The sequence below is a fragment of the Mesorhizobium sp. WSM4850 genome, assembly GCF_055811735.1.
In genome coordinates this window covers 82,988-95,318 of the sequence record NZ_JBVVPV010000024.1, presented here as the reverse complement: position 1 = coordinate 95,318, position 12,331 = coordinate 82,988, and the positions used below count along the sequence as shown (strand labels likewise).

Sequence of the window (12,331 nt, the reverse complement as noted above, 5' to 3'; positions counted from 1 at the left end):
GAGTAGGGGAGTAGGGGAGTAGGGGGAGTCGTACCATTGGATCGGCTTCGTGCAAGCCATCTTTCCCTATTCACTTACTGCTTTATGCCCTACTGCCCTACTGCCCTACTGCCCTACTCCCTTCCGACGGGGAACGTCTCCGGCGTCACCCCGTTGTTCGGGCGTTATGGAGATACGCGGGTTCCTGTTGTTCTGGTCCATCTTGGCCGCCGTTGTCGCGGCGCTCAGCCTTGGACCATCCTTCACCCATGTCCTGGAATCAGCTCCTCGGCTGACGAAATGGTCGCCTTCTCTCTGGCGCGAGACGACTGTCTTCAACGCCCAGTTCCAGCTGTTTGCCGTCATTGGCGCGCCACTGGACCTGGCCGCGATCGGCTGTCCGGGACTGCTCGCTTGGATGCTGCGCAATGACCGACCGGCGTTCTGGTACGCGTTGGCCGCTGCCGTACTCTATGCGGTGTCTCTTGCGATGTGGTTTGCTCTCGTCAAGCCGGCGAACGATATTCTGGCCACCTGGGTGCCTGGGCCGATTCCGGAGAATTTCGAAGCGATCCGGCTGCGTTGGGAAACCGGCCATATGATCGTCGCCGGCTTCAAGGCCGTCGGCTTCATATCGCTGGTTGCCGCCCTGCTCTTCATCAGGCGCGGCTGACCGTTTCGGGAATGTCCAGCGACTGCGTTTATTGCGCCGGTGAATGTGCTGTGGCAGAAGCGGGCCACGTCGGCCCGGAGATGCTCTTCTTGAAACCTTTTCGCGACAAACGCCGCGACAGCCGCTCGCATCAGCTCGCAAAGGGCGGGGCGGAACCGCGCGGAACCGGCGCATCGGGCAACCGCACCGAGCCGATAGCCGCGCCGCGCGTCCTTTCCCGCCGCGACGGCGCCCTGCCCGCCGAACACCTGCCGCTGATCCTCGAAGTCGCGCCGAACGCCGACTACGCGTTGCTCGACAGCGGTGCCGGACAGAAGCTCGAGCAGTACGGCCCCTATCGCATCGTTCGGCCTGAAGGCCAGGCGATCTGGCAAAAAGCGTTGCCGGCCAAAGACTGGGACCGCGCCGACGCCATTTTCACCGGCGACACCGACGAGGAAGGCATCGGCCGCTGGCGTTTCCCCAGGACGCCGCTCGGCGAAACCTGGCCAATGAAGCATGACGGCATCGATTATCTCGGCCGCTTCACCTCGTTTCGCCATGTCGGCGTGTTCCCCGAGCAGGCCTCGCACTGGGATCACATGGCCGGGCTGATCGCGGCGGCGAAGCGGCCGGTCAAAGTGCTGAATCTGTTCGGCTATACCGGCCTTGCCTCGCTGGTGGCGGCGCGCGCCGGCGCCGAGGTCACCCATGTCGATGCTTCCAAGAAGGCGATCGGCTGGGCCAGGGAGAACCAGGAGATTGCGGGCCTGTCGCAAAAGCCGATCCGTTGGATCGTCGACGACGCCCTAAAATTCGCCGAGCGCGAGGAGCGCCGTGGCAGCCGTTACGACATCGTCCTGTTCGATCCGCCCGCCTATGGCCGTGGCCCCAGGGGCGAGGTCTGGCAATTGTTCGAGGATCTGCCTGCTCTGACCGACCTCTGCCGCTCGGTCCTGACGCCGAAGCCGCTCGCTGTCGTGCTGACCGCCTATTCGATCCGCGCTTCCTTCTTCGCCATCCATGCCTTGATGCGCGACACTTTTGCCGGCATGGGCGGCACGGTCGAATCCGGGGAACTGATTATCCGCGAGAAATCCGCCGGCCGGGCGCTGTCCACCTCGCTGTTTTCGCGCTGGGTGGCCTGAATGAGCGAGCGGCACGCCGGCGCGCCAGGGCAGGTGAAGGAAGTCACCAGCCTTGCCAATCCGTTGATCAAGGACATCAAGGCGCTCTCGCTGAAGAAATACCGCGACCAGCAGAACGCATTCATGGCCGAGGGGCTGAAGCTGGTCATCGACGCGCTCGACCTCGGGTGGTCGATCCGGACGCTGGTCTTCGCCAAAGCCGGACGCGGCAACGCGGCGGTCGAAAAGGTCGCGGCACGCACGGTTGCCGCCGGCGGCACCGTGCTCGAAGTTTCGGAAAAAGTGCTCGTCGCCATCACCCGCCGCGACAACCCGCAAATGGTGGTCGGCGTTTTTTCGCAAAAGTTCCTGCCGCTGAAGGACATCCGCGCTCAAGACGGCGATGTCTGGGTGGCGCTGGACCGCGTGCGCGATCCCGGCAATCTCGGTACCGTCATCCGCACCGTCGATGCCGTTGGCGCCAAGGGCATCATCCTGGTCGGCGAGACCACCGATCCTTTTTCCGTCGAGACCGTGCGCGCCACGATGGGCTCGATATTCGCCGTGCCGGTCACCAAGGCGACGCCGGAGGCCTTCCTTGCGTGGCGAAAAAGCTTTCCTGGCCTTGTTGCCGGCACACATCTGAAGGGTGCGGTCGATTACCGTTCGGTCGACTTTTCCAAAGGCCCGGTGCTGCTGATGATGGGCAACGAACAGCAGGGCCTGCCCGAAAGCCTGGCCGAAAGCTGCGACAGATTGCTGCGGATTCCACAGTCCGGTCGGGCCGATTCGCTCAATCTCGCGGTGGCCACCGGCATCATGCTGTTCGAGATCCGGCGCGGCGTGCTGAAACTTGCCCCGGAGGGCGCCTGACCGTGACATCCCGAACGGTGAAATCCCAAACGGCAAAATCCTGGTTGCCCTACGTCGTGCTGGTCGCCGCCGCGGTGACGCTCGACCAGTGGGTGAAATATCTGGTCGAGACCGGCCTCCCTTTTCAGGAAAAGGTCGATCTTGTCCCGTTCCTGGCATTGTATCGCACCTACAACACCGGCATCGCCTTCTCGATGTTTTCGTCCTTCGGTGACACGGGCCTGGTGGTCATCGCCGCTTTCGTCGTCGCTTTCGTGCTCTATCTCGCGGCCCGCACTCCGCCCAGCCACGTGCTTACCCGCATCGGCTTTGCGCTGATCGTCGGCGGCGCGCTCGGCAATCTGTTCGACCGGGTTACCTATGGTCACGTGATCGACTATATCCTGTTTCACACCCCAATATGGTCCTTCGCCATCTTCAACCTCGCCGACGCCTTCATCGCGGTCGGCGCGGTGGTGGTCGTCCTCGACGAACTCATTGGTTGGCGGCGTGAGGCCAAGCCCTCAAGCGATTGACCTGGCCTTCTGCCGCCATACAGTGTCCCATTCAAGAAGCCCGAGGAGAAGACATGCCCGAAACCTTCAAAGCCATCCTCGTTTCGCGCGACGCCGAGAAGAAGCAGTCGGTCGCGATCACCGACCTTACCGAAGCCGACCTAATGGAAGGCGACGTCACCGTCGCCGTCGAGGCGACGACGGTGAACTACAAGGACGGCCTCGCCATATCCGGCAAGGCGCCGGTGATCCGCCGCTGGCCGCTGGTGCCGGGCATTGATTTCGCCGGCACCGTGATCTCGTCCTCCCATGCCGACTGGCGCACGGGGGACAAGGTCATATTGAACGGCTGGGGCGTCGGCGAGACGCATTTTGGCGCCTATGCTGAGCGCGCCCGTGTCAAGGGCGACTGGCTGGTGCCGCTGCCCCAGGGCATGAGCCCGCATGATGCGATGGCGGTCGGCACGGCAGGTTACACCGCCATGCTTTGCGTTATCGCGCTGGAACGGCACGGCATCGTGCCGGAACGCGGCCCCGTCGTGGTGACGGGCGCGGCCGGCGGCGTCGGCTCGGTCGCGGTTTCGATTCTGTCCAGCCTCGGCTATCACGTCGTCGCCTCGACCGGCCGCAGCGCTGAAAGTTCCTACCTGACCGACCTGGGTGCTTCGGAGGTGATTTCGCGCGACGAGCTTGCCCAGCCGGCAAAGCCGCTCGCCAAGGAACGCTGGGCCGGCGGCGTCGACGCGGTCGGCAGTCACACCCTGGCCAATGTCCTTTCGATGACCTCCTATGGCGGCGCCGTCGCCGCCTGCGGCCTGGCCGGCGGCATGGATCTGCCGACGAGCGTCGCCCCGTTCATCCTGCGCGGCGTTTGTCTGCTCGGCATCGATTCGGTGATGGCGCCAAAAACGGTCCGCATGGAGGCGTGGCGCCGCATCGGCACGGACCTCGACCTCCAGAAGCTCGCCAACCTGTCCACGACCATTGGCTTCGATGGCATCATCGACGCCGCGCACGATATCGTCGAGGGCAAGGTCCGCGGTCGCGTGGTGGTGGACATGTGAGCTCTTCCTTCTCCGATTTTTAATGCATGTCGAGCAAAAGCATGCCCTCGGGCCTGACCCAGGGTGTGCAGCGGTGAAGCGCCTCGCATGAGGCCGGCCAAACGCGATGCGCTTCAGGAGCGGAGAGGAAAAAACCGCGCGACCGCTAAAATTCGAACGATCCGCGGTAATTTTCCATAATCTCTGTCTGGCAAGGGTTTCCGCATGGTCACGGAATCCGGCATCAGAGAAACAGAGAGCGCCGAAAACGTCGACGGGATCGGCCCGGAGGCGCCAAGCCGGCAGCATATCGCGGCGCCGCCACTGGCGCCTGAATTGCCCGCCGCCAATCGCGAAGGCCTGCCGTTCCTGATGCTCGTCGCCATCGTCGTGCTGGCGGGCCTGTCGCATCTGACCGGCGCGCCGATCTTCATCACCGTCGGGCTTTTGTCGACTGGCATGGCAGGCCTTGCCGTGCATCTGCGTGCCAGGCGCACGGCGCGCCGCACGGTTGCGCTGCTTGGCGAGACCGCAGCGCGCAGCCGCGCCGAGGTTGAGAGCCTGGCCGACCGCGTGTGGGAGATGCAGGAGAGCGAGGAACGCTTTCGCGGGCTGATCGACGCGCTTGGCGATCTCGTCGTCCATCGCGACCGTGACGCCCACATCGTCTATGCCAACAAGGTTTTCGCCGAGCTTGTCGGAGCCGACCAGCGCGACCTTGCCGGCAAGGCCCTGGCCGACCTCGGCATCGACGTCGGCATAGTTCCCGATGCCGCTTTTTCCGACCATGAATGCCTGAGCTCCACCGACGTCGCCATTAGAACACCGAGCGGCCCGCGCTGGTTCTCATGGATCGAACTGTCCGTGCGCGACAAGGAGAGCGGCGCTGTCTCGCATCGCGCCATCGCCCGCGACATTACCGCCCGCAAGCACGCCGAAACGTCGCTGATCACCGCCCGCGAGCGAGCCGAATATGCAAGCCAGGCCAAATCGCGCTTCCTCGCCACCGTCAGCCACGAGATCCGCACGCCGATGAACGGCATCATGGGCATGGCCAAGCTGCTGGCGGACACCGGGCTCTCGCCGCAACAACGGACCTATGTCGGCGCCATCTCGACCTCGGCCAGCGCGCTGCTGGCGCTGATCGAGGACCTGCTCGACTATTCCAAGATCGAGGCCGGCCGCTTCGATCCCGAACCGCAGCCAATGTCGGTGCGCGAGATCGCCGACAACATCGTAGAACTCCTGGCGGCGCGTGCCTTCGCCAAGAACATCGGCCTTGGCTGCCATGTCGAACCCGACGTGCCGCAGATGATATCAGCCGATCCTGGAAGGGTCAGGCAGGTGCTGCTCAACCTCATCGGCAACGCCATCAAGTTCACCGACAGCGGCGGCGTGTTGGTGAGCATCGCTCGTGCCCGCACCGAAACCACCGACCGCATATGCTTCACCGTCACCGACACCGGTCCCGGCCTGCACGAGGACGACCTGGAGCGCATCTTCGAGGAATTCGAACAGGCTGACGGCACGTCGACTCGCGCGCATGGCGGCGCCGGGCTCGGTCTTGCCATCTCCAGGCGCCTGGTGATCGCCATGGGCGGCACGATCTCGGTGTCGAGCCAGCTCGGCCAGGGTTCGGAATTCGTCTTCGAAATCCCTGCAATCTCGGCCACCGAGCCGCCGCAGAGCCGTCGGGATGCGCTGTCAGGGCGGCGCGCCGTGATCCTGTCGAAGAACGCCATCGAGGCCGACGCCATCGCCCGCACCATCCGCGCCAATGGCGGCAAGGTCGATCTGGCCACCACCGCCGCCCAGGCAGCGTCCTTCGCCGAAGGCTGCGACGCGCTTTTGGTCGATGCGGCCATGGAGGAAGGCGACGGCAGGTTGCTCAAGCGCCTTCGCCAGAGCGGCTTTGCCGATTGCGAGGCGATCACACTGATCGCGCCAACCGACCGCGGCATGCTGGGCGAGTTCCGCGCCAGCGGCTACGCCACCTTTCTGGCAAGGCCGGTGCGTGGCGAAACGTTGCTTCGCGTGCTTTTGACCAGCAGCGTGCCTGCCCTCACCCAGCCGCAGCCGGAAAAGCGCGGCGCACCAACCGCCCGCGCCATTGGCGGCCGGCGGCGGGGCCTCTCCGTGCTGATCGCCGAGGATAACGACATCAACGCCATGCTTGCCCGTGCCACGCTGCTAAAGGCCGGGCATCGCGTGAAACTGGTCGGCAACGGCAAGGCCGCCGTCGAGGCCATCACCGGCACCGACCACAAATACCGCTTCGACGTGGTGCTGATGGACCTGCACATGCCTGTCATGGACGGGCTGGACGCGATCGCCGCCATCCGCCGGCACGAGGAGGAAACCGCCGTGTCGCCGGTTCCGATCATGGTGCTGTCGGCGGACAGTCAGGAAACGACCCGCCACGCAGTGCTCGCCCATGGCGCCAGCGGCTTCGTCACCAAGCCGCTCGACCCCGACGCGCTTGTCCATGCGGTCGAGGGTCACGTGGCCGCTTGATCCGCCGGCTGTCCTTGCCTGGCTTACCTGCAGAACATAGCCGGTTGAAGGGTTGCCCAGCCGACGAAGTATTGCCGGCAGGGCCGTATCACGGTACTGTCACAATCCTGTTGCACCTACGCCGTATCCCCGTGCCAAGAGGGATGGCTCGAAGGAGAATCACTCGTGCATACAGTTATGCCGGAATGTGACGCTCGGCCGAACGCCAGGGGTGCTTTGCTCACCGGGCGCAACGTCGATGCTGTCATAAAAGGCGAAGCGCTTGGCCGTATCGGCAACCTCGAAGTGCGGCTCGCACGCAACGAGGCCGAGATCGCCGCCGCGCAGGAAGTGCGCTACCGGGTGTTCTATGACGAGCTCGGCGCCAAGAAAACCCTGTTTCAGGTGCAGGACCGCCGCGACGCCGACCATTTTGATCCGCTCTGTGATCATCTGCTCGTCTTCGACACCTCGCTGTCCGGTCCCGAGCATCGCCGCATTGTCGGCACCTACCGCCTGTTGCGGCAGGAGATCGCGGCAGCGGCCGGCGGCTTCTATTCCGAGGGCGAGTTTGAGCTGACCAATCTTATCGCCCGCCATCCCGGCCAGCGTTTCCTCGAGCTCGGCCGCTCCTGCGTCTTGCCGGAATACCGCTCGAAGCGCACCATCGAGGCGCTCTGGCAAGGTATCTGGGCCTATATCAACCATTATGGGATCGGCGTGATGACCGGTTGCGCCTCGTTCCCCGGCACCGTGCCGGCGGCACACGCCGAAGCGCTGACCTATCTCGCCCATCACTGCCGGACGAATTCGGCCTGGGACGTGCGCGCCGTCGCCGGCCGCTACTGTTCCATGGATTTGATGCCGATCGAGGCGGTCAACGCCAAGGCCGCGATCGCGGCGATGCCACCGCTGGTCAAGGGCTATCTGCGCGTCGGCGCGCGCATCGGCGACGGCTGCGTCATCGACCGCGAATTCTCGACGGTCGACGTGTTCGTGGTGATGCCGGTCAAGGAGATCGGCGCCCGCTACGTCAGCTATTATGGCGGGGAAGCCCAGCGCTTCGCCGCCTGAGATTCCAATGAGTAGCGAATAGGGAGTAGCGAGTAGTGGGAGTTCCGCCTGCGGATCGTTGTCCCTATTCGCTACTCGCCCTCATTTCACGGAATATCTTCCGGCCGCCGGCCGGGCCGGCTCTTGTAGGACGGAAAGGCCCAGCCGAACTTAAGCGCGCCGCCACGCACGCAGAAAGCGGCTATGAAGCCCACCAGGCCCGAGGCGAGCGGCGGCAGTCCGGCGAGATCGCCTGTTGTAAACAGGATGGCGCCCGCAAGGGCGGCGGTGACATAGATTTCTGGTCTCAAGAGCACCGAAGCCTCACCGGCCAGCAGGTCGCGCAAGATCCCGCCGAACGTGGCGGTGAGCACGCCGGTAACAACGGACACGACCGGCGAGCCGGTGATGGCCAGGCCCTTGGCGGCACCCATCACCGAAAACGCGGCGAGGCCGACGGCGTCGAGCCAGAGCAGTAATTTCCAGCGGGATTCGAGACGGTGCGCCCCGAAAAAGACAAGCATCGCCACCACCGCGCAGATCAGCACATAGCCAGAGTTGGTAACCCAGAAGACCGGCAGATTGAGGATGACGTCACGAAACGTGCCACCGCCGATGCCGGTGACGCTGGCCAGGAACAGAAAGCCGATGATGTCGAGCTGCTTGCGCGAAGCGGCCAGCGCACCGGTCGCCGCGAAGACGGCGACACCGGCATAGTCGAGAAGCTCGATCGGGTTCAAGGGCATAGCGGAGTAGGAGAGCGGGTGAATAGGGCTGTATGAATAGCACGAAGCCGTACGATTGGTACGGCTCCTTTACCCTACTGCCCCTACTGCTCCTACTGCCCTATTCCCTTAACTTACGCATCCTTCTCAGCTTGCTCATTCACCGGCCCTGGCTCGACCGGCGCTTCGCTTGCCACATGCTTGGGACCGCCCTTGGCAACGCCGACCATGGCCGGCCGCAACACCCGCTCACCGATCGAATAGCCTGGCTGCACGACCTGGACCACCGTGTTGGCCGGCACCTCCGGATTGGGCACCTCGAACATCGCCTGATGGAAATTCGGGTCGAATTTCTCGCCTTCCGGCTCGAGCTTCTTCACTCCGTGCCGCTCGAGCGCCGATAGCATGGCGCGCTCGGTGAGCTCGACGCCCTCGATCAGTGACTTCAAACCGGCATCACCTGACGCCTTGGACTCAGCCGGGATCGCATCCAGTGCGCGGCGCAGATTGTCCGATACCGACAGCATGTCACGGGCGAAATTGGCAACCGCATAGGCGCGTGCATCGTGCACGTCACGGGCGGTACGGCGGCGCAGATTCTCCATCTCGGCTGCGACGCGGAGCGCGCGGTCCTTCAACTCGTCGTTTTCCTTCAGCAGCCGCACAAGCGCTTCATAGTCGCCGTCGGCGCTGCCTTGCGTGTGTTCGGTGGCAGCCCCGGCCGTCTCGGCTTCATCGGGCGCGCGTTCGTCTTTTGCCTGGTCGCTCATCGCCGTTTCCCGTCATTTCAAATGATGTGGATTTTGTGCCCGATATCGAGGTTTGGCGGCCAAAAATCAAGGGGCAAGCGATACTGGACAGGCCGCTCGCGCTTTTGACGACGCATCATGGAGACCTTTCGATATTAATTCAAATTTTACTGTAACCACCGGCTTTGCTTGCCAAGATGCTGCGATAGGGGAACCATTCGTCTGCTGGAAGAGTTTCGAAACCGACACAGGATTTTGAGATGGCGACCCGCAACGACGGTGACCGTAAGACTGGCGCCCCCAACGATGACGAAAGACGTGAAAGGCTGGCGGCCGGCATCAGGCGCCAGTTCGGCACCGAGGCAACGATGCACTTTCTGCGCGCGTTGCCGGCGTTCCGGACGGAGAACGACATTCCCGATCGTTTCAGGGAATTGCTTGACCGCCTGGACGGCATCGAAAGCAGCGTAGCCGCCGGTGGCAACCGGCGATAGACAACACACACGCCTGTCGCTGCGCGCCATTGGTATGCCTTTTGCCGCAGCTTGCGCGTCGCGCGACAATTACCCGCAGTAACTTTGCGTGATGCCTGGCTTGCGGCGACGAAATGGCCCGTCTATGCTTCCTGATGAACATGATTTCCCCCGAAGCTGTAGCGAACAGCAAGCGTGCCTGGTTGAAGATCCTGGCGCGCTACAAGAAACCTGACAGGCGGCGCAGCGCCGTCGAACTTGCCATCACCCTCATCCCCTTTGCCACGCTGTGGGCACTGTCCTCGGCTGCCTATGCCTATGGCCATTGGTGGGGCCTGATCCTCATCCTTCCGGCCGCCGGCTTTCTGGTGCGGATCTTCATGATCCAGCACGATTGCGGCCACGGCTCGTTCTTCGCCAATCGCACCGCCGACGACTGGATCGGCCGCGGGCTGGGCATCCTGACCTTGACGCCTTACGATTGCTGGCGGCGTGCCCACGCAACCCATCACGCCAGCGCCGGCAACCTCGATGAGCGCGGCACGGGCGACATCAGGACGCTGACTGTTGCCGAATATCGGCAAATGTCCTGGCGGGGCCGCCTTGCCTATCGTCTCTATCGCCATCCGCTCGTCATGTTCGGCCTCGGCCCCATTTGGCTTTTCATCTTTGAGCAGCGACTGCCGGTCGGCATGATGCGAGGCGGCCTCACGCCCTGGGTGTCGTCAATGGCCACCAACGTGGCCATCGCGGTTGCGGCCGCCGCCCTCATCTGGTTCGTCGGCCTCGAAGCGTTCCTGGTTGTCCACTTGCCCATCGTCGTTCTCGCCGGCTCCGCCGGCATCTGGCTGTTCTACGTCCAGCACCAGTTCGAGGAGACCGAGTGGGCAAAGGACTCCGAATGGGAGTTCCAGCATGCGGCCCTGCACGGCTCGTCCTATTATGACCTGCCGCCGGTGCTGAACTGGTTCACCGGCAATATCGGCGTCCATCACGTGCATCACCTCTCCGCCAAGGTGCCGTGCTATCGGCTCCAGGAGGTCCTGAGGGACTATCCGGAACTGCGCGAAATCGGCCGCGTCACGCTTCTCGACAGCCTGCGCTGCGTCAAGCTGGCGCTGTGGGATGAGAGCCGCAGCAAGCTGGTGTCGTTTCGCGAAGCGCGGATGACTGCGTAAAAGCATCACCCGAAAATCGAAATCGATTTTCGGAAGGATCATGCGCAGAATCAAGTTCTACAGCGTCCTTTGCGCGTCCCAAAAGGACGCGGCGCTGTAGAGCCGCCGCACCACTGGTGCGGCGGTTTCCAAGGCCCGACTCAAGCCGCCTGGCGTTCGTCGCGCATCAGGATCTCGCCGTGGCGGATCTCGGTGCCAAGCACTTTCAGGCATTCGCGCATGAAGGCGGCCAGCCCCGGCCAGCCCTTGGCCGACACCAGATTGCCGTCGACATGGGCGCCGGTCGGCGCGACATCGATGTAGGTGCCGCCAGCGAGCGTGACTTCCGGCTCGCAATACTGCAGCGCCGCGACTTCCCTGCCACGCAGCACGCCGTCGACCGCCATCAGGATCTGCGCGCCGTGGCAAATGGTGAAGATCGGCTTGCCGGTCTCGTGGAAATGCCGCACCAGCGCCTGCACGCGCTTGTCGATGCGGATATATTCCGGCCCGCGCCCGCCTGCCGCATAGACGGCATCGTATTCAGCCGGATTGACCTTGGAAAACGTCTTGTTGAGGATGTAGTCGTGGCCGAGCTTTTCCGTATAGGTCTGGTGACCCTCGAAGTCGTGCAGCGACGTCTTCAGGATATCGCCTGCCTTCTTGTCGGGACACACGACATGCACGGTGTGGCCGACCGCATGCATGGCCTGTTCAAAGACGAAAATCTCGTATTCCTCGCTGAACTCGCCAACGAGCATCAATATCTTCTTACCAGCCATTCCCGGTTCCTCCCTTGGTGGCGAATTTATTTCGGATCACGAAATAATAGGCCGTATCTTAAGGGGCGGGATGCCGAAAATAAAAGATTGAATCGGCAAAGTGGTCCGACCAGATGCGACTTGCTCGGTGGGGAGATCAACCGGTGCGCACCCGCCGCCAGGAATATTTGGGGCCTTTGGCCTCCGGCTTCACGGTCGGCTGGTAGGACAGCGGCAGACCGCCGGTGCGGCCTTCCTCGAGCCGTTTCAGCAACACTGGATTTGATACTTCGAACTCGTCGAAGCCGAGGCGCAGCATATGCGGAAGCTGGTCGACCAGAACCTGTCCGGTGGCGCGGACCGCGCCCTCGAAACGGTAGCGGCTGCGCAGCAGTTCGCCCTTGGAGAAGGAGCGGCCGTCACTGAAAGCCGGGAAGGCCAGCGCCACCAGCGATATCTGGTCGAGCAGGTCCGCGATCTTTTCGAGCTGATCGCCGGGCTGAAGCAGCACGCCGAGGCGCTCCTTCGCCGACCGGCGCACCGCCGGATCGAGGTCGAGAAACACCTGCAGCGGCAGGATGAAGCGGCCATTGCCGGACAGTGCGTCGGCGCTCTCGGCATGACTCCACTCGTCCTCGCTAAAACCTGTCGGGGTCCAGAGGCGGGTGGCGTTTTTCACTATCGATTCACTCATCGAGAAATTCCCAAGTCCACAAAATTCTAAAGTTGAAAACGCTCGAGGGTGTGTTGAG

Annotated in this window: 13 protein-coding genes; 9 read left to right on the top strand and 4 right to left on the bottom strand. The window is 63.3% G+C overall.

The features are described from left to right. Positions 1-166 precede the first annotated feature (166 nt). From AC0L2Z_RS21695 to olsB, 7 genes are all read left to right on the top strand, one after another. Positions 167-652, top strand: a complete 486-nt coding sequence (locus AC0L2Z_RS21695) for a DUF1772 domain-containing protein (protein ID WP_128171079.1) — start codon at positions 167-169, stop codon at positions 650-652. Between the two features lie 89 nt (positions 653-741). Further along, on the top strand, positions 742-1,779 hold the full coding sequence (locus AC0L2Z_RS21690; protein WP_128171078.1) for an RsmD family RNA methyltransferase: 1,038 nt from the start codon (positions 742-744) through the stop codon (positions 1,777-1,779). Next, the gene (locus AC0L2Z_RS21685; protein WP_128171077.1) at positions 1,780-2,631 is read left to right on the top strand and encodes a TrmH family RNA methyltransferase; all 852 of its coding nucleotides are present in this window, start codon (positions 1,780-1,782) and stop codon (positions 2,629-2,631) included. It begins immediately after the preceding gene. Positions 2,632-2,633: 2 nt separating this feature from the next. Continuing rightward, positions 2,634-3,146, top strand: a complete 513-nt coding sequence (lspA, locus tag AC0L2Z_RS21680) for a signal peptidase II (protein WP_287260459.1) — start codon at positions 2,634-2,636, stop codon at positions 3,144-3,146. Positions 3,147-3,199: 53 nt separating this feature from the next. Continuing rightward, the gene (acuI, locus tag AC0L2Z_RS21675) at positions 3,200-4,189 is read left to right on the top strand and encodes an acrylyl-CoA reductase (NADPH) (protein WP_027153069.1); all 990 of its coding nucleotides are present in this window, start codon (positions 3,200-3,202) and stop codon (positions 4,187-4,189) included. A 204-nt stretch (positions 4,190-4,393) separates the two neighbouring features. Continuing rightward, positions 4,394-6,682: an ATP-binding protein gene (locus AC0L2Z_RS21670; RefSeq protein WP_128171075.1), complete on the top strand. Its 2,289-nt coding sequence runs from the start codon at positions 4,394-4,396 to the stop codon at positions 6,680-6,682. A 165-nt stretch (positions 6,683-6,847) separates the two neighbouring features. After that, positions 6,848-7,735 (top strand): l-ornithine N(alpha)-acyltransferase, encoded by an 888-nt coding sequence (gene olsB / locus AC0L2Z_RS21665; protein ID WP_084833614.1) that lies wholly within the window; start codon positions 6,848-6,850, stop codon positions 7,733-7,735. Positions 7,736-7,821: 86 nt separating this feature from the next. Here the strand turns inward: olsB and AC0L2Z_RS21660 are convergent, their stop codons facing one another. Together AC0L2Z_RS21660 and grpE are read right to left on the bottom strand one after the other, a co-directional pair. Further along, positions 7,822-8,454, bottom strand: coding sequence for a trimeric intracellular cation channel family protein (locus AC0L2Z_RS21660; protein WP_023797432.1), 633 nt, complete (start codon positions 8,452-8,454; stop codon positions 7,822-7,824). A gap of 119 nt (positions 8,455-8,573) precedes the next feature. Beyond that, positions 8,574-9,209: a nucleotide exchange factor GrpE gene (gene grpE / locus AC0L2Z_RS21655; protein WP_091595557.1), complete on the bottom strand. Its 636-nt coding sequence runs from the start codon at positions 9,207-9,209 to the stop codon at positions 8,574-8,576. 239 nt (positions 9,210-9,448) lie between these two features. On the opposite strand from grpE, the gene AC0L2Z_RS21650 reads away from it, so the two are divergent. Both AC0L2Z_RS21650 and AC0L2Z_RS21645 read left to right on the top strand, forming a co-directional pair. Continuing rightward, positions 9,449-9,682, top strand: a complete 234-nt coding sequence (locus AC0L2Z_RS21650) for a hypothetical protein (protein WP_473629264.1) — start codon at positions 9,449-9,451, stop codon at positions 9,680-9,682. A gap of 134 nt (positions 9,683-9,816) precedes the next feature. Continuing rightward, entirely contained in the window at positions 9,817-10,839 is a 1,023-nt protein-coding gene (locus tag AC0L2Z_RS21645; protein WP_023797429.1) for a fatty acid desaturase, read from the top strand. Between the two features lie 140 nt (positions 10,840-10,979). Here the strand turns inward: AC0L2Z_RS21645 and AC0L2Z_RS21640 are convergent, their stop codons facing one another. Together AC0L2Z_RS21640 and AC0L2Z_RS21635 are read right to left on the bottom strand one after the other, a co-directional pair. Then, positions 10,980-11,600, bottom strand: a complete 621-nt coding sequence (locus AC0L2Z_RS21640) for a DJ-1/PfpI family protein (RefSeq protein WP_473629263.1) — start codon at positions 11,598-11,600, stop codon at positions 10,980-10,982. Positions 11,601-11,736: 136 nt separating this feature from the next. Beyond that, positions 11,737-12,273 carry a DUF934 domain-containing protein gene (locus tag AC0L2Z_RS21635; protein WP_023797427.1) on the bottom strand — a complete coding sequence of 179 codons (537 nt, stop codon included), beginning with the start codon at positions 12,271-12,273 and terminating at the stop codon, positions 11,737-11,739. Positions 12,274-12,331: the final 58 nt, after the last annotated feature.

Coding starts and splice junctions, on each gene's coding strand:
- AC0L2Z_RS21695 (WP_128171079.1), top strand. CDS start 167: ATGGAGATACGCGGGTTCCTGTTGTTCTGGTCCATCTTGGCCGCCGTT.
- AC0L2Z_RS21685 (WP_128171077.1), top strand. CDS start 1,780: ATGAGCGAGCGGCACGCCGGCGCGCCAGGGCAGGTGAAGGAAGTCACC.
- acuI (WP_027153069.1), top strand. CDS start 3,200: ATGCCCGAAACCTTCAAAGCCATCCTCGTTTCGCGCGACGCCGAGAAG.
- AC0L2Z_RS21670 (WP_128171075.1), top strand. CDS start 4,394: ATGGTCACGGAATCCGGCATCAGAGAAACAGAGAGCGCCGAAAACGTC.
- grpE (WP_091595557.1), bottom strand. CDS start 9,209: ATGAGCGACCAGGCAAAAGACGAACGCGCGCCCGATGAAGCCGAGACG.
- AC0L2Z_RS21650 (WP_473629264.1), top strand. CDS start 9,449: ATGGCGACCCGCAACGACGGTGACCGTAAGACTGGCGCCCCCAACGAT.
- AC0L2Z_RS21645 (WP_023797429.1), top strand. CDS start 9,817: ATGAACATGATTTCCCCCGAAGCTGTAGCGAACAGCAAGCGTGCCTGG.
- AC0L2Z_RS21640 (WP_473629263.1), bottom strand. CDS start 11,600: ATGGCTGGTAAGAAGATATTGATGCTCGTTGGCGAGTTCAGCGAGGAA.
- AC0L2Z_RS21635 (WP_023797427.1), bottom strand. CDS start 12,273: ATGAGTGAATCGATAGTGAAAAACGCCACCCGCCTCTGGACCCCGACA.